General features: G+C 33.2%; 15 protein-coding genes. All 15 read left to right on the top strand.

Going from position 1 to position 24,799, the window contains the following annotated elements:
- Nucleotides 1–1,013: HAD-IC family P-type ATPase (locus ACEQT4_RS01090; RefSeq protein ID WP_370225607.1), on the top strand; the 1,013-nt coding region annotated here is incomplete at its 5' end.
- Nucleotides 1,014–1,084: 71 nt separating this feature from the next.
- Nucleotides 1,085–1,498, top strand: coding sequence for a hypothetical protein (locus ACEQT4_RS01085; protein WP_036122971.1), 414 nt, complete (start codon nucleotides 1,085–1,087; stop codon nucleotides 1,496–1,498).
- A 107-nt stretch (nucleotides 1,499–1,605) separates the two neighbouring features.
- Entirely contained in the window at nucleotides 1,606–5,313 is a 3,708-nt protein-coding gene (locus tag ACEQT4_RS01080) for an efflux RND transporter permease subunit (protein ID WP_191099762.1), read from the top strand.
- Entirely contained in the window at nucleotides 5,310–6,548 is a 1,239-nt protein-coding gene (locus tag ACEQT4_RS01075; protein WP_191099763.1) for a TolC family protein, read from the top strand. The genes ACEQT4_RS01080 and ACEQT4_RS01075 overlap by 4 nt, the downstream gene beginning before the upstream one ends.
- On the top strand, nucleotides 6,548–9,049 hold the full coding sequence (locus ACEQT4_RS01070; protein WP_191099764.1) for a heavy metal translocating P-type ATPase: 2,502 nt from the start codon (nucleotides 6,548–6,550) through the stop codon (nucleotides 9,047–9,049). The genes ACEQT4_RS01075 and ACEQT4_RS01070 overlap by 1 nt, the downstream gene beginning before the upstream one ends.
- A gap of 4 nt (nucleotides 9,050–9,053) precedes the next feature.
- Nucleotides 9,054–9,845 carry a cation transporter gene (locus tag ACEQT4_RS01065; RefSeq protein WP_105045948.1) on the top strand — a complete coding sequence of 264 codons (792 nt, stop codon included), beginning with the start codon at nucleotides 9,054–9,056 and terminating at the stop codon, nucleotides 9,843–9,845.
- Between the two features lie 26 nt (nucleotides 9,846–9,871).
- The gene (locus ACEQT4_RS01060) at nucleotides 9,872–10,354 is read left to right on the top strand and encodes a DUF305 domain-containing protein (protein WP_178984908.1); all 483 of its coding nucleotides are present in this window, start codon (nucleotides 9,872–9,874) and stop codon (nucleotides 10,352–10,354) included.
- Nucleotides 10,344–12,122, top strand: a complete 1,779-nt coding sequence (locus ACEQT4_RS01055) for an efflux RND transporter periplasmic adaptor subunit (RefSeq protein WP_370225606.1) — start codon at nucleotides 10,344–10,346, stop codon at nucleotides 12,120–12,122. The genes ACEQT4_RS01060 and ACEQT4_RS01055 overlap by 11 nt, the downstream gene beginning before the upstream one ends.
- Before the next feature lie 21 nt (nucleotides 12,123–12,143).
- Nucleotides 12,144–12,584, top strand: coding sequence for a heavy-metal-associated domain-containing protein (locus tag ACEQT4_RS01050; protein ID WP_138434447.1), 441 nt, complete (start codon nucleotides 12,144–12,146; stop codon nucleotides 12,582–12,584).
- Nucleotides 12,585–13,472: 888 nt separating this feature from the next.
- Nucleotides 13,473–14,144, top strand: coding sequence for a hypothetical protein (locus ACEQT4_RS01045; protein ID WP_236630971.1), 672 nt, complete (start codon nucleotides 13,473–13,475; stop codon nucleotides 14,142–14,144).
- A 125-nt stretch (nucleotides 14,145–14,269) separates the two neighbouring features.
- Nucleotides 14,270–14,911 (top strand): DUF6266 family protein, encoded by a 642-nt coding sequence (locus ACEQT4_RS01040; RefSeq protein WP_013622785.1) that lies wholly within the window; start codon nucleotides 14,270–14,272, stop codon nucleotides 14,909–14,911.
- Nucleotides 14,912–15,148: 237 nt separating this feature from the next.
- A complete protein-coding gene (locus tag ACEQT4_RS01035) occupies nucleotides 15,149–17,968 on the top strand; it encodes a triple tyrosine motif-containing protein (protein ID WP_370225605.1) in 2,820 nt (939 codons plus the stop codon).
- A 230-nt stretch (nucleotides 17,969–18,198) separates the two neighbouring features.
- Nucleotides 18,199–21,249 (top strand): SusC/RagA family TonB-linked outer membrane protein, encoded by a 3,051-nt coding sequence (locus tag ACEQT4_RS01030; RefSeq protein ID WP_370225604.1) that lies wholly within the window; start codon nucleotides 18,199–18,201, stop codon nucleotides 21,247–21,249.
- Nucleotides 21,250–21,260: 11 nt separating this feature from the next.
- Nucleotides 21,261–22,724, top strand: coding sequence for a RagB/SusD family nutrient uptake outer membrane protein (locus ACEQT4_RS01025; protein ID WP_370225603.1), 1,464 nt, complete (start codon nucleotides 21,261–21,263; stop codon nucleotides 22,722–22,724).
- A 16-nt stretch (nucleotides 22,725–22,740) separates the two neighbouring features.
- A complete protein-coding gene (locus ACEQT4_RS01020) occupies nucleotides 22,741–24,792 on the top strand; it encodes a hypothetical protein (protein WP_370225602.1) in 2,052 nt (683 codons plus the stop codon).
- Nucleotides 24,793–24,799: the final 7 nt, after the last annotated feature.

Genomic DNA, 24,799 nt, shown 5'->3' with positions numbered 1-24,799 from the left:
CAATTCCATTAGGATATTTCGGTGGATTGGGAGCAGCTTCAAAAAATGGAATCTTATTTAAAGGTGCTTCATTTTTAGATGCAATGACCAAGATAAATACTTTGGTAATGGACAAAACAGGAACCGTTACCAAAGGTGTTTTTAAAATCAAAGAAGTAAAAGCAATTGGTTGGAATGAAACCGAATTTATGCAATACTTAATGGCGATGGAAGAACAATCCACGCATCCAATTGCTAAAGCCATTTTAGAGTACAAAGCTGAAGGTGAAGATTTTGAAGCACAAGACGTTTCTGAAGTTGCAGGTAAAGGTTTAAAAGGCATTGTAAATGGTAAAACAGTTTTAGTAGGTAATAAAGCCTTAATGACTGCGAATAATATTAATGTTCCAACGGAAACGGAATCTATTGTAGAATCGATAGTGTTGGTAGCAATCGATAATCAATTTGCAGGTTTTGTAGTAATAGCAGATGAATTAAAGGAAGATGCAAAAGAAACAATTACTAATTTACATAAAGTAGGCATTAAAAATATTATGATGCTTTCCGGTGATAAAGATTCCATTACGCAACAAGTCGCTAAAGAGTTGAACATCGAAAATGCTAAAGGTGGTTTGCTACCAGAAGATAAATTAAACGAAGTTGAAATTTTAAAGAAAAATCCTGAAAACAAAGTAGCTTTTATAGGTGATGGTATTAATGACGCACCAGTTTTAGCAGCAAGTAACGTTGGTATTGCAATGGGTGGTTTAGGGAGCGATGTAGCTATTGAAACAGCAGATGTTATCATTCAAACAGACCAACCTTCAAAAGTAGTAAGAGCCATTAAAATAAGTCGTTCTACACGTAAAATTGTTTGGCAGAATATCATTTTAGCATTTGGTGTTAAAGTTATTGTCTTAATTTTAGGAGCAGGTGGTTTAGCTACAATGTGGGAAGCAGTTTTTGCAGATGTAGGAGTAGCATTATTAGCAATTTTAAATGCAGTTAGATTACAACGAATGAGTTGGGATTAAGCAGATTAATCAATTAAACTTCTGTTAAACAAAATCAATAGTTGTTAAAATTTCGTAACTTCGCAATCAATATGAAGCAGATTTTCCATAAAATAATGTCTTTAGCAATGACTTTTGTAGTGTTATTCTCTACAATGTCATTTACTGTGAATATGCATTATTGTGGAGATACTTTAGTAGAATCTGCTATCTTTCAAAAAGCCAAAGGTTGCGGAATGGAAATGGAAAAGCCTTCAACCGAAGAATGTTCTATTACCAAGAAAAATTGTTGTGATGATAAACAATTAGCAATTGAAGGTCAAGACGAATTACAATTGCAAGTTGACAAAATCACGTTTGAGCAACAAGTATTCATCGCTTCATTTGTTTATACTTACATTAACCTTTTTGAAGGTTTAGACAGTAATGTATCTACCTACGAAGAATACAAACCACCACTCGTCATAAGGCAACTCTACAAGATTGACGAGACATACTTAATTTGATTTTTAAACAATAGACTCTTTTATCCTATGACTGCAATGTCGTAAGGATAATTTACTGTATTCGGTGTTTTTACAACACTATTGTCTAATTGTTTAAAATCAATCATATGCTAAATAAAAGCATCAAATTTTTAATAGAAAACAAACTCGTTGCAGTTTTACTACTTGTCCTTTTTATTGGATGGGGAACTGTTAATGCACCTTTTAATTGGGATACAGGATTTTTGCCAAGTAACCCTGTAGCAGTAGATGCTATTCCCGATATAGGTGAAAATCAACAAATCGTATTTACCAAGTGGGATGGTCGTTCCCCACAAGATATAGAAGACCAAATAACCTATCCATTAACCACATCATTATTGGGTATTCCTGGAGTGAAAACCATTCGTAGTTCCTCTATGTTTGGGTTTTCAAGCATCTATATCATTTTTGAAGAGGATATAGAATTTTACTGGAGCAGAAGTCGTATTCTCGAAAAACTTAATTCCTTACCAAGTGGTTTATTGCCCGAAGGTGTTAATCCTGCTTTGGGTCCAGATGCTACAGGATTAGGACAAATATTTTGGTACACGCTTGAAGGTCGTGACAAAAACGGAAATGTAACTGGTGGTTGGGATTTGCAAGAGTTACGCAGTATTCAGGATTACTATGTAAAGTATGCGTTGTCCTCTGCAAGTGGTGTTTCAGAGGTTGCTTCTATTGGTGGCTATGTTCAGGAGTATCAAGTAGACGTAAATCCAGAACTAATGCGTCAGTATAATATTGGATTGCATCACGTTGTAAAAGCGGTTAAGGAAAGTAATAAGGATATTGGTGCACAGACTTTGGAAATTAACCAAGCCGAATATTTAGTTCGTGGTTTGGGGTATGTAAAATCCATTGCAGATATTGAAAATGCTGTAGTTGATTCTGAAAATTTCACTTCAATAAAAATTAAAGACATTGGAAAAGTTTCATTAGGTCCAGCAACAAGACGAGGTTTATTGGATAAAGAAGGTGCTGAAGTTGTTGGTGCTGTTGTGGTGGCTCGTTATGGAGCAAACCCAATGGAAGTCATTAATAACGTAAAGGAAAAAATTAATGAATTAAGTGCAGGATTACCTTCAAAAGTTTTGGCAGATGGAAGAACATCACAAGTTACCATAGTGCCTTTTTATGACAGAACAGAATTGATACAAGAAACTTTAGGTACACTCAATGAAGCCTTAACTCTTGAAATATTGATTACCATTTTGGTTATAATCATTATGGTGTTTAATCTTCGAGCTTCTGTCTTGATTTCAGGATTATTACCAGTTGCAGTCTTAATGGTATTTATTGCGATGAAACTCTTTGGCGTCGATGCTAATATTGTCGCATTATCTGGTATTGCAATTGCTATCGGAACAATGGTCGATGTTGGTGTTATACTATCAGAAAATATCATTCGGCATTTAGATGAAGATGATGGAACACAATCCATTAATACAGTAGTTTACAACGCAACAGCCGAAGTTTCTGGTGCAATCGTAACCGCAGTAATGACTACAATTATAAGTTTCATTCCTGTATTTACAATGATTGGCGCTGAAGGTAAATTGTTCAGACCATTAGCATTCACAAAAACCTTTGCATTAACAGCTTCAATAATTGTAGCATTGTTTTTAATTCCACCTTTTGCAGCGTTTTTATTCAGAAAGAAAAGCATAAAAACGCATTTTAAATATGCTTTAAATGGCGTTTTAATAGTATTAGGGATAATAGCAATAATCTATGGTTATTGGTTAGGATTAATATTGATAGCTTTTGGTATCACAGCATTGTTAAGTACTCAAAATAAAATAACAGAAAAACAATCCAACTTAATTAATATCATAATATGTACAACTGCAATAGTATTTCTGTTAGCCGAATATTGGAGACCGTTAGGCGTTGATAAAAGTATCTTCTGGAATCTCATTTTTGTGAGTGTTATTTGCTTTGGTTTATTAGGTATTTTCTCATTATTTATCAAATATTACACACGTATTTTAAGGTGGTGTTTAGATAATAAGTTATTGTTTTTATCTGCACCAACTGTTATTGTAATTGCAGGTTTTTTCATTATGAAAAATACAGGTAAAGAGTTTATGCCATCATTAAATGAAGGCTCATTTCTACTAATGCCAACCTCGATGCCTCATTCTGGCGTAGAAGAAAACAAACGTGTTTTACAGCAATTAGATATGGCAGTAGCCAGTATTCCAGAGATTGAAACCGTAGTTGGTAAGGCAGGAAGAACAGAATCAGCTTTAGACCCAGCACCACTTTCAATGTATGAAAATATCATTCAGTACAAACCAGAATATATGCTGAATGAAAACGGACAACGCCAACGCTATAAAGTGAATGATGATGGCTTTTTTGAATTGAAGGATGGTCGTTTCATTGCAAATCCTAATAATTCCGAAAACGTCATTTTTAGCACTATAAAAAGGTCTCAATTAATTGAAGATGATGATGGCGAGTACTATCGTAATTGGCGACCAGAAATACAGTCACCAGACGATATTTGGAATGAAATCGTAAGAGTTACAAAGTTACCAGGTGTTACATCTGCACCAAAACTACAACCTATTGAAACCCGATTAGTAATGCTTCAAACAGGAATGCGAGCACCAATGGGAATTAAAGTTAAAGGTCAAGACTTAAAGCAAATAGAAGCGTTTGGAGTGCAATTAGAAAACATTATCAAGGAAGCTGAAGGTGTTAAAAAAGAAGCTGTTTTTGCAGACCGTATTGTTGGTAAACCCTATTTGTTAATTGATATTGATAGAGAGAAAATTGCACGTTATGGCATTTCTATACAAGATGTTCAAGATGTATTAAAAGTAGCAGTTGGTGGTATGGTATTAACTCAAACGGTTGAGGGTCGAGAGCGATATGGTGTTCGAGTGCGATACCCAAGAGAATTACGAGCAAACCCAACCGACTTAAAACAGATTTATGTGCCAGTAGAAAAAGGAAGTCCTGTGCCATTAAGCGAATTGGCAACTATAAGATACGAACAAGGTCCACAAGTCATTAAAAGTGAAGATACTTTTTTAGTAGGCTATGTCTTGTTTGATAAAATGGATGGTTTTGCAGAAGTCAATGTCGTAGAAAATGCACAAGCACTAATCCAAGAAAAGATAGATTCTGGTGAATTGATAGTTCCAAAAGGAATCAACTATGCATTCACAGGAACGTATGAAAATCAGTTACGCGCAGAAAAAACCTTGTCGGTTGTTGTACCGTTAGCATTAGCCATCATTTTTTTAATTCTGTATTTCCAATTCCGTTCTGTAGGGACATCACTAATGGTATTCACAGGTATCGCAGTAGCGTTTGCAGGTGGTTTTATAATGATTTGGCTCTATGGTCAAGGTTGGTTTTTAAACTTCAATTTCTTTGGTGAAAACCTACGCGATTTATTCCAAATGCACCCAATCAATTTAAGTGTTGCAGTTTGGGTTGGGTTTATTGCACTCTTCGGTATAGCAACCGATGATGGTGTAGTAATGGCAACTTATTTAACCCAAACATTCGATAGAAACACACCAGATAATAAAAAGGAAATTAGAGCATCAGTTGTTGAAGCAGGTGAAAAACGAATCAGACCGTGTTTAATGACTACAGCTACTACAATTTTGGCATTATTACCAGTATTAACCTCTACAGGACGAGGAAGCGATATAATGATACCTATGGCAATACCAAGTTTTGGTGGAATGCTTATAGCCTTAATAACCTTATTTGTAGTTCCAGTATTATATAGCTGGAAAGCCGAATTTCAACTTAAAAGAACTGTAAAATGAAAAAGATAAAATCACACATAAAAACAGTCTTTATTCTTTGTTCGTTATTCTTTGTTCTCATTGGAAATGCACAACAATTAGAAACACTTATAGATGAAGCCTTAACAAACAATCCAGAAATTCAAAAGTTTGAGTTACAATACAAAAGAGCTTCTGAAAAAGTAAACGAAGTCAATACCATTCCTAATACCGAATTTGGTGTTGGTTACTTTGTAAGTGAACCGGAAACCAGAACAGGTGCACAACGCTTTAAAGTATCTGCTAAACAAATGTTACCGTGGTTCGGAACCATTACATCGAGAGAAAATTATGTGAGTTCATTGGCAGATGCTAAATACGAGGACATTGTTATCGCAAAGCGAAAACTAATTGCTTCGGTATCACAATCCTATTATAATCTATACGCCAATAAAGCAAAGCAAGAGGTCTTAACAGAAAACATCAAACTATTAGAAACTTATGAGACGTTGGCATTAACTTCTGTTGAGGTTGGTAAAGCATCCGCAGTAGATGTGTTGCGTTTGCAAATGCGTCAAAACGAAATGCAACAACTAAAAGACGTATTGCAACAACAATTTTTAGCAGAACAAACTAACTTCAATAATCTATTGAATAGAGATAATGATGTTACCGTGAATGTGGTAGATAGTTTAATGATACCTTCTGAAGACTTTGATATTACTTCTGAAAATTTAGCATTACATCCTGAATTACTGAAATATGATAAACTCTATCAATCCATAGAGCAATCAGAATTATTAAATCAAAAAGAAAGCAGTCCAATGATTGGTTTTGGATTAGATTATATCAATGTTTCCGAAAGACCAAATATGGATTTCAGCGATAACGGAAAGGATATTGTAATGCCAATGGTTTCGGTATCTATCCCAATTTTCAATAAAAAATATAAATCGCAAACCAAACAAAATGATTTGCAACAGCAAGAAATAACAGCTCAAAAACAGGAACGTTTAAATTCTTTGGAAACGCTTTTAGATAAAGCGATTAACGAACGCATTTCTGCAAGAATAAGTTATGCTACCCAAACCAAAAACCTAAAGCAAGCTAAAGATGCAGAAGACATTTTAATCAAAAGCTACGAAACAGGAACGATTGATTTTAATGATGTTTTGGATATTCAAGAGTTGCAGCTAAAGTTTCAAATGAACCAAATAGAATCTGTGAAGACCTACTATGTGCAAAGTACAATCATTAATTATTTAACACAGCAATAATGAAACACACATATCACATACACGGAATGACTTGCAACGGTTGTCGCAGTCACGTTGAAGAAACGCTCTCTAAAATAGAAGGTGTTTCAAAAGCAACAGTCGATTTAGATAAGGCAGAAGCTACCATCGAAATGGAATCGCATATTCCCATAGAAACTTTTCAAGAAGCCTTAAAAAAGGATGGTGACAGATACAGTATTCATAAACAAGGTGAACAACATCAGCATTCAAATGATAAAAAGAAAGAGCAACCCAAAGGAAAAGGCACAGGCACATTTTATTGTCCTATGCATTGCGAAGGCGATAAAACTTATGATGAACCAGGCGATTGTCCTGTTTGCGGAATGGATTTGGTGGAAGAACAAAATCTATCAGCAACTTCAAAGGAACAATGGACGTGTCCTATGCATCCAGAAATTGTCAAAGACGAAGCAGGTTCGTGTCCTATTTGTGGGATGGATTTAGTGCCAATGGAAGCAGATAGTTCAGCAGAAGAAAAAACGTATAAGAAGCTATTAAAGAAATTTTGGATAGCATCTGTATTCACATTACCTATTTTCTTAATTGCTATGAGCGAAATGCTTAATAACAATCCATTGTATAATATAATGGAACAGAAAAATTGGAATTGGATTCAATTTGCACTATCCATTCCAGTTGTTTTTTATGCTACTTGGATGTTCTTTGAGCGTGCTTATAAAAGCATAAAAACGTGGAATCTCAATATGTTTACACTTATTGGAATCGGTGCAGGTGTGGCTTGGTTATTTAGTGTATTTGGGATGTTGTTTCCAGATGTATTTCCTGAACAATTTAAAACTGAATCAGGTGCAGTTCACGTCTATTTTGAAGCAGCAACAGTTATTCTAACGTTAGTGCTTTTAGGTCAGTTGTTAGAAGCTCGTGCGCATAGTAAAACCAATTCGGCAGTAAAAGAGTTACTAAAGTTAGCACCTAATAAAGCCATAAAAATAGTAGATGGTGAAGAAATTGAAGTCAGTATTGACGAGATAGAACTTAATGATATTCTAAAAGTGAAACCAGGAGATAAAATTCCTGTAGATGGTGTGATAACTGAAGGCGAAACAACTATTGATGAATCTATGATTACAGGCGAACCTATTCCTGTAAACAAATCTCAAGAAGATAAAGTAAGTAGCGGAACCATTAATGGGAATCAATCCTTTTTAATGAAAGCAGAAAAGGTAGGAAGTGACACTTTATTATCACAAATCATTCATATGGTTAATGATGCCAGTAGAAGTCGTGCACCTATTCAAAATTTAGCAGATAAAGTTTCAGGCTATTTTGTGCCAGTTGTAGTTCTTATTTCTATTATCACATTTATTGTATGGTCTATTTGGGGACCAGAACCAGTTTATGTGTATGCGTTTGTCAATGCAATTGCAGTACTAATCATTGCTTGTCCTTGTGCTTTAGGTTTAGCAACACCAATGTCTGTAATGGTTGGTGTGGGTAAAGGTGCTCAAAATGGTGTATTGATTAAAAATGCTGAAGCTCTTGAAAAAATGGATAAGGTAAATACGCTTATCGTTGACAAGACAGGAACAATTACCGAAGGAAAACCAACAGTTGAAACCGTTGGTGCTTTTAATGATGCTTTAAGCGAAAAAGAAGTGTTACAGTACATCGTGTCATTAAATACCAATAGCGAACATCCTTTAGCAGAAGCGACAGTTAAATATGGCAAAGAACACAACGCAGAAATTTTAAAGTCCGAAGATTTTAGTGCTGTTACAGGAAAAGGTGTTGAAGCTAAAATTGATGGAAAAAATGTAGCATTAGGTAATCCTAAAATGATGGAATATGCCAAAGCAGATATTACCTCTAAAATGAAAGACGAAGCTAAATCTTACCAAAAACAAGGCAAAACAGTTTCTTATTTGTCAATAGATGAAACCGTAGTTGGATATGTAGTTATAGGCGATAAGATAAAAGAAACAAGTGCTAAAGCCATTAAATCACTTCAAGATAAAGGGATAGATGTAATAATGCTAACAGGTGATAATCACGATACAGCACAAGCAGTAGCATCAGAACTAAATCTTGCAGATTTTAAAGCCAGTATGCTACCAGAAGACAAACTCAAAGAAGTAGAGAAACTACAAAAAAATGGAAAAGTAGTTGCTATGGCAGGTGATGGAATTAATGATGCACCAGCATTGGCAAAAAGTGATGTAGGTATTGCAATGGGAACAGGAACAGATGTAGCGATAGAAAGTGCTATGATAACTTTAGTAAAAGGCGATTTACACGGTATTGTAAAAGCAAAAAATTTGAGTAATGCTGTAATGAAGAACATTAAGCAAAACCTATTTTTTGCACTTATCTACAACACTTTAGGTGTACCTATTGCAGCAGGTGTGTTGTTTCCATTCTTCGGAATACTACTCTCGCCAATGATAGCAGCTTTAGCAATGAGTTTTAGCTCTGTTTCGGTAATAGGTAACGCATTACGATTAAGAACAAAAAACATTTAATTATATGCAGAAAACAGTTTTCAAAATATCAAAAATGGATTGTCCTTCTGAAGAAAATCTAATCAAAATGAAACTTTCTGATATAGATGGTATCAAACAACTTGATTTTAATTTAGAAGAAAGAATCTTAACACTATATCATAATTCAAATGTAAATGAAATTGGTAATGCCTTAAAAGAATTAAAATTAAATGAAAGTTTAATCAGTTCAGAAGATACCGACACAATTATTACTGAATCTACAAGGAGTCAATCCAAACTGTTGTGGACAGTTCTAATCATCAATTTTGCATTTTTTATTATTGAAATGAGTACAGGACTTATTTCAAAATCAATGGGATTAGTTGCTGATAGTTTAGATATGTTGGCAGATTCATTTGTTTATGGATTGAGTTTAATAGCGGTTGGTGGTACAGTTTTAAAAAAGAAACGTATTGCAAAATATGCAGGCTATTTTCAGATAACACTTGCAATTATCGGAATCGTTGAGGTAATACGTCGGTTTTTAGGCTATGAATCGCTACCTGTATTTTCAACAATGATTATCGTTTCAGTATTTGCTTTGATTGCAAATGGCATTTGCTTGTACCTCTTACAAAAATCTAAAAGTCAAGAAGCACATATGCGTGCCAGTATGATTTTTACCTCTAATGATATTATAATAAATCTTGGCGTAATTACAGCAGGCGTTTTAGTCAATTGGCTGCATTCTGGTATTCCAGATTTAATTATAGGAATCATTGTATTTGGATTGGTGATACAAGGTGCATTCAGGATATTAAAATTAAGTAAGTAAAAAGTTTAACTATAAAATCAAAAAATATGGAAAATTCAAAAGAACACTCAAACAAAGGAAATTACAAAACCTTCTTTATAATGTTGGCTTGCTCATTTGTAGCAATGTACATCACAATGTACTTAAACACCTATTCCATAGACCACGTATGGTTTAGTTTAACACGATTCTATATGACGTGTTTAGGAATTTCAACAATGGCAGTAATAATGTGGTTTTTTATGCGAAAAATGTATAATGATAAAAAGAAGAATATCGCCATACTTGCAGGTAGTTTTATTCTGTTTGTAGGTGCATTAGGGTTGGTAAGAACACAAGCACCAATTATTGGTGATGTCCTTTGGATGAAAGCAATGATACCGCATCATTCTATCGCTATTTTAACAAGTGAAAGAGCAGATATTCAAGACCCAGAAGTTAAGAAATTAGCAGAAGACATTATAAAAGCACAACGTAAAGAAATAGAAGAAATGAAAGCAATGATAAAACGATTAGAGAATGAAAAATAATAAAATAGTCATATATATTGGCATACTCGTAGTAGGTGTGTTATTGGGTTGGTTGCTTTTTGGTGGCTCATCAAATGAAGAAATAGACCATAATCACGATGCGGTTGCAGCAACCAATCAAATGTGGACGTGTTCTATGCATCCACAGATTATGCAACCAGAGCCAGGCGACTGCCCCATTTGTGGTATGGATTTAATTCCTGCGGAAAGCGGAAGTGATGGCTTAATGGCAGACCAATTTAAACTAACAGAAAATGCGATGGCATTAGCCAATATTCAAACAACTGTTGTAGGCAAGGGAAATGTTGAAGGCAACACCATAAAGTTATCTGGTAAAATTGCTGAAAACGAAGAAGCCAATGCAGTACAGGTAAGTTATTTCGCTGGAAGAATTGAACGTTTGAATGTGAGTTTTACAGGTGAAGAAGTTCGTAAAGGTCAATTATTGGCAACCATTTATTCGCCAGAACTCTATGCAGCACAACAAGAATTAATTACAGCAGCATCTTTAAAAGAATCACAACCTGCTTTATACAAAGCAGTCCGTAATAAATTGAAATTATGGAAGCTCTCTGAAAATCAAATCAATCAGATTGAAGAAACAGGAAAAGTGAAAGAAAACTTTCCTGTTTATGCAACCTTTTCGGGTACTGTTACTGAAAAATTAGTAGAGCAAGGCGATTACATTAAACAAGGTCAACCCTTATTAAAAATTGCCAATCTCAACACAGTTTGGGGAAATTTTGATGTGTATGAAAATCAGATTGACCGCTTTAAAAAAGGACAGGAAGTGATGATAACAACCAATGCTTATCCTAATAAAGAGTTTAAAGGTAAAGTAGATTTCATTGACCCAGTTTTAAACACGAAAACAAGAACTGTAACCTTACGTGTTGTTTTAAGCAATAAGGACGATGTATTTAAACCAGGAATGTTTGTAACCGCAAATATTGAAGGCAGTACAGCTAAAAATGATGAAGTATTATCAATTCCTGCATCTTCTGTATTATGGACAGGTGAACGTTCTGTGGTGTACCTTAAAACAAATCCAGACCAACCTATTTTTGAAATGCGTGAAATTAAATTAGGCAATCAAATTGGTAATGAATATGAAGTTGTAGAAGGATTATTTGTTGGAAATGAAATAGTGACTAACGGTACATTTACGGTTGATGCAGCAGCACAATTACAAGGGAAAAAGTCTATGATGAATAAAGATGGTGGTAAAGTAATGACTGGACACGAAGGTCATTTAGGTATGGATAACAATGCATCTAACAAAGAAAGTGACCACACTAATATGAATGAGCGTTTGGAAGTATCAGCGAAATTTCAAGAGCAGTTAAAAGCTGTTTTCAATGCGTATATCAATTTAAAAGATGCTTTAGTAAAAGAAGATTCAAAAAGTACTTCAACAAGCACAAAAACTTTATTAAATGAATTGAACAAAGTAGATATGAAATTGTTGTCAGATAATAAGGCGCATAACCATTGGATGTCATTAGAAGGCGAAATAAAATCTTCTGCAACTTCAATTTCTGAAACGTCCGATATAGAATCACAAAGAGACCATTTTAAACATTTATCATCACATCTAATCAATGCTGTACAACTATTTGGTGTCAATGAAAAGGTTTATGTGGAATTTTGTCCAATGGCAGATAACAATAATGGTGCATATTGGTTGAGCAAAGAAGAAAAAGTAATCAACCCATATTTTGGTGAAGCAATGCTAACCTGTGGAGAAGTAAAACAAGTAATAGAATAATAACAATTAAATTTTTAAACAATGAAAAAAGTAATTTTAAGTGTAGCTGTAATAGCAGCATTAGGTTTAACAAGTTGTAAAAACGAAACCAAAAAAGAAACAGAAACCACAACTACTGAAATGTCTAAAGATATGGCAATGACAGACCTGTCTTTTGGTGTAAGAGGAAATTGCGGAATGTGTAAAAACACTATCGAAAAAGCAGCTAACGGTGTTGAAGGTGTAGCAAGTGCTAATTGGGATGTCGATAAGAAGAAGATTGATGTGTCTTTTGATGATACAAAAACCGATGCAATGGCAATCCATAAAGCAATCGCAGCTTCAGGATATGATACCGAAAAAGTAGCAGGTGATGAAGAAGCATATGATGGTTTACCAGGTTGTTGTAAATACGACCACGAAATGATGATGAATCAATCTGGTGAAGAAAAAAGTGATGACCATTCAAATCACGACCATTAAACAAAAATGAAAGAGTCTTTTTCGGAAGGCTCTTTTTTTATTCCCCACAACCCAAAACCCAGTTTTTTCGTACCTCAAAATCCTCTGTCTTTTGTGTTGTTCCGCGCGCCAATGCATAATTGGTTTTATGTCATAATACTTGTAGCCAACGCTATAATGGCACATTGCTTGTTTTATTTAAACGTCGTTATTTTATAAAATTGGTACAATAAAAAAGCAAAGAGCCATTGCCAACGCTCAAACAATTATTACGCCACAAAACCAATCCCAAGCTATGTTACATAATAGAAGTTATAGGAGCAAAAATCCTTTCAATGGTTGCCTACGGCGTTTTATTATATTTTCGTCGCTATAACTGCTATTATGTAAAATATCCGCTATTCCAACGCTCACATCCGAACTTCTAACTACATTTTCAACAAACATTAAACAGTCGAACATTCAAAAGGGTAACGTTAATTTATTATAATATTCGTTATCTCATTCAACTGCACAAAACCATCGTTAAGTCCAAGTATTCCTTACCTCAAGTCTTTGTTTGTTTCATTTCGTTAACAAATATTAATGTCCACTTTTCCCCACCACCCAAGAAATAGGATATAAAAAAATAGGTTTAGAATATGTAGTAATACGCCATAGCACATTACTTTTTATCGTGCCTCAAAAAAGCAATAAGCTATTGTCTAAAAGTCCTGTATAAGTAGCTTGTTTAAATGCTGTTTTATCAAACAACTATTTAAAACGCTACATATACAAACGCTTCATCCAACGCTCAAATACGAACTGAAACCTATTTTTTTAAGTGTTAATTCCCCAGAAAAGTTAAAAGTAAATTGAATCAAGTTTAAACCGATTTGAAATATTAAAATAAAAAAAAATGGCAAATATATGTGGCTACCTCTGCCAACCGCACAAGGCTATAAAGGTCAAGCCCTACGGGTTTTGAATAAAACTTTTTTTCAATACCCTTTTTCTTTTGATTTAGACATTCAACTCAAAAAACTTTTATCCAAAAACCTTGACAGCCTTACCCACGCGACAACAACTATGGCTATCTTTTTTCTTTTCAAAAAAAATAATGGCGCGAAGCGTAGCGAAGCAATTTTAAATTGGATAGCTATGTCAACTTTTGAACTAAAAACACACCAAGTCGGAAAGACTTACTCGAACCCTCATTTTTTCATTCTAAACAAAGGTCTAAACAGCGGAAAACCACTCTTAAAATCCTGTGCTAACTGTTTCGTTGTCACTACTACAACAGAAGAGGTAAAACACACACTTTTTCACTTATCTATGATGTTGCAAATAGGCGGTTTTTACGCTTACTATTTAAAAGGTAGTGTTATTCCGTTTATTTCAATAGATGATTGTAGGAACACTTTGAAAAACAGCTACAGCTCATTGTTTTATGATGCAATTCAGTTGCAAAAACATATTAATATTGTGTCAGCAATTAATAAAAAGGAAAAGGAGCTTCATAAAATTATTTCAAAAATGGCAGATTTGAAAGTATCATATATCCAAAGTTTATTTTCTAAAATGCAAAAAGAAGCAATCTAAAGCAACAAAATCCATATCAAAAGAATAGCATAAAACTTGCCATATATTTCAGCGGAAGGTACAACTTCGTGTTAAGTCCGTACCAAGTCCGAAGAAAATTATGTTTCATTTAAATTATTTATGTTATGGGTAAAATTGCTCAAGGTATTTTAGGAGGTCTTTCAGGTAAGGTTGGTAACGTTATCGGTGGAAGCTGGAAAGGAATTGATTACATTAGAATTAAGCCTTCAAGTGTAGCCAATCCAAGAACTGTTGGTCAAGTAAACCAAAGAACCAAGTTTACTGCCACTTTAGAATTTTTACAGGCTGTAAAGCCTTTTATTAAGTTAGGATATAAAGGGTTAGCTGTTAAGAAAACAGAATTTAATGCTGCAATGTCGTATGTATTGAATAATGCTATTACAGGTACTGAACCTAACTTTGTTGTTGACTATCCGAACGCTTTAGTAAGTCGAGGAGGTTTATCTGGTGTGCTAAACCCAACGACTGATTTAGCAACTGCTGGAGAAGTAACGTTTGGTTGGGATGATAACTCTGCTGAAGGTAACGCAAATGCTACTGACAAGGCGATGTTATTGGTTTACAATCCTTCAAAAAAGGAATCCATTTCTTTACTTGATGGAGCAGACAGAACAGTAGGTTCTCAAATTATTCCAATCCCAACAACTTATGCAGGAGATACAGTAGAGCTATTTATGGCTTTTATTTCTGCTGATGGTAGTCAAGTATCAAACAGTATTTATTTAGGCTCTGGTACAGCTAATTAATGCTTGGTGTTTTTATTTGGAAACCGCTCTAATCGAGCGGTTTTTTTTATGCTATATTTGTTGCTCTATTTATTAATAGTTGTTACTAATCTTCTCTTATTATCCATTTTTTGTATGCTATTTGTTGCCCAAATACAATAGCACCAATGAATACAAGGGTAGTTAAATATTGTATCGGTAAATAGTAAGTGTACATCTAAATTTTAATAATTAACCATACATTTTGTATATTGTCATATGCAAAACTGTATTTTAAGATGTTTGGTTATTAACAAGCAAAGCCTTATTACTATTGGTTTTTTGTTTGCTTCTTTTGTGCTTAAGTCTCAAAACTTACCACCTATACAATATTTTTCACCTAAGCAATACAACGCATCAAATCAAAATTGGGATATATCTCAATCTTCAGATAAATATATTTATGTAGCTAATTCCAAAGGATTATTAGAGTTTAATGGTGCTAATTGGAATTTATACAATTCACCTAACGAAACTGTAATTAGATCTGTACATGTTTTAGGAGACAAAATATATACAGGTTGTTATATGGAGTTTGGGTATTGGCAAAAAACACAAATAGGAGATTTGCAATACACCTCTTTATCTTCAAAAATTAAAAAGAAACTATTAGAAGATGAACAGTTTTGGAATATTGAAAGTTTAGGTAATTGGCTTTTGTTTCAATCCTTAGACAGGATTTATATTTATAATACATTAGATAAAACTTTCAATATTATAGATTCTGAAGAGTCTATATTAAAAATGTTTAAAGTTAAAAATGCTATTTATTTTCAGGATAAAACAAAAGGATTATTTGCTTTTGAGAATAGTAAACCTAAATTAATTTCTAATGCTCCAGAAATTATAAATGATATTGTAGTAGGTTTTTTTCCTATTGAAGAACATTTTATAGTAATCACCCAGAATAAAGGTATTTATCAATTAAAAGGTAATCAAATAACAAAATTTTCTGATGTTTTAGATTCATTTTCTGTTTACAGTAGTTTAATGCTTAATGACAATAGTATTATTGTAGGTACAATATCTAACGGAATTATTCAATTAAATACAAATGGAGAAATAGTAAATACAATTAAACAAGAAAACGGATTGGGTAATAACACAATTTTGTCTGTATTTGAAGATGTAGACAAAAATTTGTGGTTAGGAATGGACAATGGTGTAAGTTGTATAAATATTGATTCTCCTTTCTTAATTTTTAATGATAATAAAGGAGGTTTAGGTACTGTTTATACTTCTGTAGTATATAGAAATAGACTATATCTAGGAACAAATCAAGGATTATTTTACAAAGATGAAAAAAGTCATGATTTAACATTTGTAGAAAATACAAAAGGTCAAGTTTGGTGTTTAAAAGTAATTGATAATCAATTGTTTTGCGGACATAACAGAGGTACTTTTATAATTGAAGATAATATAGCAAAACGCATTGCAGATATTGATGGTACTTGGGATATTTTAACTGTAAAAGACAATCCAAACCTACTATTACAAGGTAATTATAATGGATTAAATGTTCTTGAAAATCAAAACGGAAAATGGGTTTTTAGAAACAAAATTAATGGATTTAATAACTCGTCAAGGTTTTTGGTTTTTATCAATAATAATCAAGTTTTGGTAAACCATGAGTATAAAGGCGTATTTAAAATTGATATCAAAAAGGACTTTAGTTCAATATCAAAAGTTCAAAAATTAAATTTTTTAGGTAATGGTTTGTTTTCTTCAGTAGCAAAACATAATAATAAGATTTACTATGCATCAAAAAAAGGTGTTTTTGTATCAGATCAAGAAAATTTTAATCTAAAAAAGGATACCATTCTTTCAAATCTATTTAAAAAGCAAGGTTATGCATCAGGTAAACTTGTTTCAGATTCAAAAACAAACACGTTATGGATCTTTACACAAAAAGGTATAAATTATATTAAACCTGGTAAATTAAGTAATGAGCCTGATATTACATTTATTCCTTTATCTAATACATTAAGAGACAATATTTCGGGTTACGAAAGTGTTTCTAGCATATCTGCTAGCAAATTTATTTTAGGAACCTCAAGAGGTTATAAAATACTTGATATATCAAAATTTGAAGCTAGAGCTTACACTGTTCATATAAATGAAATTAAACTGAATCCTCTTTCAGGTCAAACAAAACTTATAAACATATCAGAAAACGGTCTATTTAAGAACAAACAAAACAATTTAGAGTTTAGTTACAGTATAGCAGAATATGATAAGTATTTAGAAGCTGAATATGCTACCAAACTTGAAGGGTTTTACGAAAATTGGAGTGATTGGAGTAATCAATCAAATGTGTCTTATAAAAATTTACCACCAGGAGATTACATATTTAAAGTAAAAGCAAGAGTAGGAGATAAAAATGTAGAAGACGCTGTTGTATATAGTTTTACTATTGAAAAACCATGGTATTTATCTTCTTCTATGATTGTTGTGTACTTTATTTTAGGAATTATTATAGTCCTGTTAGTCAACTATTTTTACAAATTATATTATAAAAAACAAAAAGCAAAACTACTTCTAAAGACACAGCGAGAGCTAGAATTAAAAGATTTAGAAAATAAGCAACATTTAATGAAACTCAATAACGAAAAGCTTAAAAATGAAATTGAAAGTAAAAATAGAGAGTTAGCTGTATCTACAATGAGTCTAATAAAAAAGAACGAATTTTTAAATACTATAAAAAAAGAATTATCAGAAAAAGTTGAAGACTCAAATCTAAAACCTGTTATTAAAATAATTGATAAAAACATAAATAACAAGGATGATTGGAAACTTTTTGAAGAAGCTTTTAATAATGCAGACAAAGATTTCTTAAAAAAGATAAAATCTATACATCCAAAACTTACCTCTAACGATTTAAGACTTTGCGCATATTTACGTCTTAATTTATCATCAAAAGAAATAGCACCTCTATTAAACATCTCTCCAAGAAGTGTAGAGGTTAAACGATATCGTTTGCGTAAAAAGATGGATTTACCTCATAAAACTAATTTAACCGACTATATATTAGAGTTGTAAAAACACTACAAGTGTTAAAATAACCTATACAAAACCACTACAAAGGTAATTTTTTATTAAACAGTTTTCTTTTCTTAAAAAAAACATAATACATCATAACATCAATAAATCACTGTGTTTTTACGTGTTTTATGATGTTTTTTTTGCGATGTATGTTTTTTGTAGCGCTAAATATTAAGAATTTGTTAATTAAAGCGATTAATTTTGAGAAAAGCTCAAACTAAATAAAAATGAAAAAAATATTTTTATCGGTTTTACTCTCAATTTTTGCTATAAGTATCTATGCCCAAGAGTATACCATTTCAGGAGTTGTAACCAGCCAACAAGATGGATTACCACTTCCCACAGTTAGTGTTATTATAAAAAACACAACAAAAGGTACAGTTACCGATTTTGATGGTAACTATACAATTAGTAATGTCCAAAAAGGAGAGACATTAGTGTTTTCTTACATAGGATTTGAAACTAAAGAAGTTGTTGTTAATAATTCTAATGCTATTAATGTAGCACTAAAAGAAAATGTTGAGTCACTATCAGAGGTTGTTGTAATTGGATACGGATCTCTTAAAAAACGTGAAGTAACAGGAGCAGTATCAACAGTAGGTTCTGAAGTCTTAGAAGAAATTAAACCTATTAAAGTAGAACAAGCACTACAAGGTACAGTTTCTGGTGTTAACGTAACCCAACAAGGTGGAGCACCAGGTGCAGGTTTGGATATTAGAATTAGAGGTATTTCTACAAACGGAGCAAACGGTCCTTTAGTTATTATTGATGGTTACCAAGGAAATTTGGATATTTTAAACCCAAATGATATTGAAACTATTACAGTTTTAAAAGATGCTCAGGCTGCTATCTACGGTACAATTGGAGCAAATGGAGTTGTTTTAATTACAACTAAACAAGGTAGAAAAAACTCAGCTCCAAAAGTTTCTATTAATTCTTATACTGGTTTTCAAGAAACCACAAGAAAGTTACCATTACTTAATGCTACAGAATACGCTTTACTTTTAAATGAAAGTTATGCTGCAGGCGGACAGGCTATACCTTTTCCTAATGTTGTAGGTTTAGGTACAGGTACAGATTGGCAAGAAGAAGTATTTAATGAATCAGTACCAATTATTAATCATGATTTTAATGTTTCTGGAGGTTCAGAAAAAATAACATATTCATTTAGTGGTTCTCATTTATATCAACAAGGTATTATAGGACCTAAAAAAACAGATTTTAGACGTAATACAGCAAGATTGTCTTTAGGAGCAGATCTTTCAGATAAAATTAAAGTTAATGCTAATGTTATTTATACTTACTTAGATAGAGATGCAATCAATGACAGCGGTTTAGGGTCTGTATTATTCAACGCAATTAATGCACCTGCTACTTTATCTCCATATCAAACAAATGGTGATTTTTCTCTAGTACCAAATACACCAGGTTTAGGTATCGAGATTATAAATCCATTGGCTCAAATAGATAACACATTTAATGATTATGATTTAAAAAAATTAAACGGTACAGTATCTTTAGATTATGACATTCATAAAAAAGTAAAGTTAACTAGTAGAATTGGTTTTAATACAAGTAACAGCGAAGGTAAGTCTTTTGCTAAAGAGATTGATTATGGAGGTAAAGTCTTTGATGTACAAAGAAGTAGCGTGTCGCAAAATGCAATCAATGATAATAACTACTCACTAGATATTTTTGGAACCTATAACGATGTCTTTGCAGATAACCATAAAGTAACATTAACATTAGGGACTACTATCTTTAAAGAATTTGGTAATGGTCTTTTCGCAACTGGTTTTGATATACCTAACAACGATTGGGCATTTGCTGATATAGCGTTAGCTGAAGGAACAAGCGATGAAGGTGTTAGAGACGTTGGTTCTTATGCTTATGATGAAAGAAGACTATCTTACTTTGGTAGGCTACAATATGACTATAAGGGTAAATATTTATTCTCAGCAATGCTTAGAAGAGACTCATCAACAAAGTTTGGACCAAATAACAGAACAGCATATTTTCCTTCTGTAACTGCAGGTTGGGTAATTTCTGATGAAGGGTTTATGGATAATACAAACTTTATAGACTTTTTAAAGCTAAGAGCTAGTTATGGTGTGTTAGGAAACGACCAAATAGGAAACAACGGTTACACAAGTCTATTAGAAGGAGAAGCAACTTATATTTTTGATGGATCTTTAGTAAATGGTCAAGCAATAGGTGTTTTGTCTAATCCAGATTTACAATGGGAAGAAGCTAAAAAACTAGATATTGGATTAGATTTAAAATTTTTAGGAGAAAAACTAAATGTTACAGCAGACTATTTTATAAACAAAAGAGATAACCTGTTAATTCAAAATATAGCAACTTCAGGTATAACAGGTATAGCAGCTCCAGGTGCTGGATCACCAACGGTTAATGCAGGTGAAGTAGAAAACAGAGGTTTTGAATTAGCATTAGGATATAGTGATAAGTTATCAGACAATTTTAAATTTAATGTAAATTACAATTTAACAACATTAAAGAATACTGTATTAGAAGTTAATAATAGTACAGGATATCTTGAAGGTGGAGCTTTTGGTGTTGGTCAACCAGCACCATCAAGAATGGAAGTAGGTTTACCAATTGGATATTTTTATGGTTTTCAAACAAATGGAATTTTCCAAAACCAAGCAGAAGTAAACGCGCATCCATCTCAATCTGCTTTAGGTGCAGAAGCAGCTCCAGGAGATATTAGATTTGTTGATGTAAATGGTGATGGAGTAATTGATTTTGATGATAGGACAAACTTAGGAGACCCAATACCAGACGTAACAATGGGACTAAATTTAAGTTTAGATTATAAAAACTTCGATTTTAAAATGTACACGTTTGCTTCTATAGGAAACGATATGGTAAGAAACTACGAAAGAACTTTATCTGATGTTAATAGACTTAATTATGTGTTAGATAGATGGACAGGAGAAGGAACAAGTAATACAGTACCAAGAGTAACTACAGCAGCAACTAGTAACAATGTGTTTTCAGATTATTTTGTAGAAGATGCATCTTTTGTTAGAATTCAAAACATTCAATTAGGTTACAGTTTACCAAGCAAAGTATTAGACAAATTAGGTATGACTAAAATAAGACTTTACACAGCTGTAAATAATCTTTACACATTTACTAAATATAAAGGATATGACCCAGGAGCTTCAAACGGAGCACCAATTGGCGGAGGTATAGATTACGGTTTTTATCCTATACCTAGAACTTACATTCTTGGTTTAAATCTTAACTTTTAAAAAAAAGAATTATGAAAAATTATAAAAATATACTTTACGCTTTTACTGTATTAGTAGGCTTCGCTGCTTGTTCAGATGACTTTGTAGAGCGTGAGCCAGTTTACTCAATTGGATCAGAAAATTATTTTAATTCAGAAACAGATTATTATAATGCTTTAGTAGGCGCATACGATTTATTACAATCTACCTACGTAAATGTCATGTTAGGAGAAATAGCTTCTAATAATACACTTTGTGGCGGAGAAAGCGCTACAGATGTTATTGGTTTTCAGCAAATAGATGACATGACACATACACCTGTTAATAGTAACTTAAAAAATATTTGGGATTGGATGTTTGCAGGTGTTAATAGAGCAAATTACATTTTAGAATTTCAAGATAAAACAGACTTTGAAGGAAAAGAGGTTATTATTGCCGAAACACGTTTTTTAAGAGCTTATTATTATTTTGAATTAGTAAAATGGTTTGGTCCAGTGCCTTTAAAAGAAACAAGATTTGAACTAGGAGACGAAACTTCAATACCAAGATCTCCAGTGTCAGATGTATATGGTTTAATAGAATCAGATTTACAATATGCAATAAATAATTTAGAGTACACAGCACCACAAATAGGACGTGTAACTAAAGGTGCAGCACAAGCATTATTAGGTAAAGCTTATTTGTATCAAGATAAATTTTCAGATGCAGCTAATGTGTTAGATAATTTAATTCAATTTGGTCCTTACGATTTGGTTGACGATTACAATACAATTTTTGAAAATGCAGGAGAAAATGGTGTAGAATCTGTTTTTGAAGTTCAATATACAGATGCAGAAGGAGCAGGATTTGGATGTCTTCAATGTAGTGAAGGTAACGTAGCTGTTGGTTTTAACGGAATCCGTAACTACGATGGTCCAGTGTTTGATTCTGGTTTTAGCTTTAATGTGCCTACACAAGATGTAGTTGACGAGTTTGAAGCAGGAGACTTAAGAAAAGATGTGGCTATTTTAGATATCGAAGCTTGGGCAAATACTACTGGCGCAACTTACGGTACAGGATATGAACACACAGGTTATTTTAATAGAAAATATATTGCTAGACAAGGAGATGCAAATCTTGGTGATCAAAATCTTACTAACCCAAATAATTATAGAGCTATTCGTTTTGCAGATGTGCTTTTAATGGCTGCAGAAGCTTTTAATAGAAGCGGAATTGACGATACAAAAGCACAATTATATTTAAACAGAGTCAGAGAACGTGCTTTTGGGGATACATCTCACAATGTAACAGTAACAGGTACAGCTCTAACAGATGCAATTTATCATGAAAGACGTGTAGAATTAGTAGGAGAAGGACATCATTTCTTTGATCTAGTTCGTACAGGAAGAGGAAACCAAATTCCAGGTTTCACTTCTAATAAAAATGAATTATTTCCAATACCAATTGAAGAAATTCAATTTTCAAATGGTAATTGGCAACAAAACCCAGGTTATTAATTAAAAAATTAGAAAAATGAAAAATTTTAAGTACATCCTTACATCTTTTTTGGCTGTTTTGTTAGTGTTTACATGTGCTAATGAAGATGATGATACAAACTATGTAAATCAAATAGAAGCACCAAAAAATGTTTCGGCATTAATAACCGTAACACAAGATAATACAGGCTTGGTAACAATTACACCATTAGGTGAAGGTGTAGTAAGTTTTAAAGTAAACTATGGTGACGGTTCTGAGTTGTCAGAAGATTTAAATCCAGGCGAAAGTACACAGCATACATATGAAGAAGGCGTGTATAACGCTATTATTGTCGCTACAGGATTAAACGGAAAAACAACATCCGTAACACAAGAAGTAGTTGTGTCTTTTCAAGCACCACAAAATTTAGTAGTTACTATAGAAAATGATGCAACAATATCTAAGCAAGTAAACATTAATGCAAACGCAGATTTTGCATTATCTTACGAGGTTAATTTTGGTGATGGTAGTGATCCTATTATGACTAATTTTGAAGAGCCTTACAGTTATCAGTACACAGATGCAGGTATTTATACTATTATAGTAACAGCTTTTAGTGCAGCTATTGAAACTACTGTTTACACGGAAGAATTTGAAGTAACAGCTATACTTCAACCCTTAAATGCAGCTCCTTCGCAACCAGCAAGAGCAGATGCAGATGTCATTTCAATTTATTCTGGATATTACACAGACATTTCTGGTACAGATTATTATCCTAATTGGGGACAAGCAACAACTTTTAACGAGTTAGATATCAATGGAGATGCAACTATTCAATATAGTAACTTAAACTATCAAGGTATACAATATGGAGAAACTGTAGATGCTTCAGCAATGGAATATTTACATATAGATGTATGGACAACAGATGCACCAAATATTCAAGTATTTCCTATAAGTATCGCTACAGGAGAGCAACAAGTAACTTTAGACTTAGTAGCAGACCAATGGAATAGTTTTGATATTCCTATATCAGATTTTACTTCTCAAGGCTTATCAATGAACGATATTCATCAGTTTAAATTTGTAGGGTCTGGTACTGTATTTATAGACAATTTATATTATTATCGTGCACCAACAGTTCAAAACACATTAGAAGGAACTTGGAAAATGGTAGAAGAAGCAGGCGTATTAGGTGTAGGACCAGCAGTAGGAGATACAAGCTGGTGGAATTGTGATGCTACTTGTGTTACAGATCGTGCATGTTATTATGATGATACTTATGTATTTAATCCAGACGGAACATTTAATAATGTTTTAGGTGCTCAAACTTGGGTTGAAGGCTGGCAAGGTGGAAGCGATGCTTGTGGTACTCCAGTAGCACCATATGATGGGTCAGCTTCTGCAACTTACACATACGATAGTGCAGCAGGAACTGTAACGTTAAATGGTACAGGTGCCTATATAGGTTTAGCTAAAGCAAATAATGCTGGTGAATTACCAAACGTAGCAGTACCAAGTTCAATAACTTATAATGTAACGTTTTTAGACGCTAATACAATTAGTGTTTATGTAGAATCTGGCGCTGGTGTATTCTGGCAATATAAATTAGAAAGAGTTGGAGCAACTTCATCACCAATTGAAGGAACTTGGAAGATGGCAGAAGAAGCTGGCGCATTAGGAGTTGGACCAGCAGTAGGAGATACAAGTTGGTGGAATTGTGATGATGCTTGTGTAACAGAAAGAGCATGTTATTACGACGATACATATGTGTTTAATTCTGACGGAAGTTTTAGTAATGTATTAGGAACAGACACTTGGGTTGAAGGTTGGCAAGGTGGTAGCGATGCTTGTGGTACACCAGTAGCTCCTTATGATGGTTCTGCGTCTGCAACTTACACTTATGATAGCGCAGCAGGAACCGTGACTGTTAACGGTACAGGTGCTTACATCGGTTTAGCTAAAGCAAATAATGCAGGAGAATTGCCAAATGTTGCTGTGCCAACTTCAATTACTTACAATGTAACATTTGTTGATGCAAATACAATGACTGTTTATGTAGAAGCTGGTGCTGGAGTTTTCTGGCAATATAAGCTTGTTAAAATTTAAAAATTAC

It is taken from the genome of Mesoflavibacter sp. (assembly GCF_964226795.1).
Classification (GTDB): domain Bacteria; phylum Bacteroidota; class Bacteroidia; order Flavobacteriales; family Flavobacteriaceae; genus Mesoflavibacter; species Mesoflavibacter zeaxanthinifaciens.
This window is presented reverse-complemented; position numbering and strand designations above follow the sequence as displayed.

Bases quoted from the DNA above. Each gene is read 5' to 3' on its own strand.
- ACEQT4_RS01060 (WP_178984908.1), top strand. From the start codon at position 9,872: ATGGAAAATTCAAAAGAACACTCAAACAAAGGAAATTACAAAACCTTC.
- ACEQT4_RS01055 (WP_370225606.1), top strand. From the start codon at position 10,344: ATGAAAAATAATAAAATAGTCATATATATTGGCATACTCGTAGTAGGT.
- ACEQT4_RS01045 (WP_236630971.1), top strand. From the start codon at position 13,473: ATGTGGCTACCTCTGCCAACCGCACAAGGCTATAAAGGTCAAGCCCTA.
- ACEQT4_RS01070 (WP_191099764.1), top strand. From the start codon at position 6,548: ATGAAACACACATATCACATACACGGAATGACTTGCAACGGTTGTCGC.
- ACEQT4_RS01080 (WP_191099762.1), top strand. From the start codon at position 1,606: ATGCTAAATAAAAGCATCAAATTTTTAATAGAAAACAAACTCGTTGCA.
- ACEQT4_RS01020 (WP_370225602.1), top strand. From the start codon at position 22,741: ATGAAAAATTTTAAGTACATCCTTACATCTTTTTTGGCTGTTTTGTTA.
- ACEQT4_RS01050 (WP_138434447.1), top strand. From the start codon at position 12,144: ATGAAAAAAGTAATTTTAAGTGTAGCTGTAATAGCAGCATTAGGTTTA.
- ACEQT4_RS01075 (WP_191099763.1), top strand. From the start codon at position 5,310: ATGAAAAAGATAAAATCACACATAAAAACAGTCTTTATTCTTTGTTCG.
- ACEQT4_RS01040 (WP_013622785.1), top strand. From the start codon at position 14,270: ATGGGTAAAATTGCTCAAGGTATTTTAGGAGGTCTTTCAGGTAAGGTT.
- ACEQT4_RS01085 (WP_036122971.1), top strand. From the start codon at position 1,085: ATGAAGCAGATTTTCCATAAAATAATGTCTTTAGCAATGACTTTTGTA.
- ACEQT4_RS01025 (WP_370225603.1), top strand. From the start codon at position 21,261: ATGAAAAATTATAAAAATATACTTTACGCTTTTACTGTATTAGTAGGC.
- ACEQT4_RS01065 (WP_105045948.1), top strand. From the start codon at position 9,054: ATGCAGAAAACAGTTTTCAAAATATCAAAAATGGATTGTCCTTCTGAA.
- ACEQT4_RS01030 (WP_370225604.1), top strand. From the start codon at position 18,199: ATGAAAAAAATATTTTTATCGGTTTTACTCTCAATTTTTGCTATAAGT.
- ACEQT4_RS01035 (WP_370225605.1), top strand. From the start codon at position 15,149: ATGCAAAACTGTATTTTAAGATGTTTGGTTATTAACAAGCAAAGCCTT.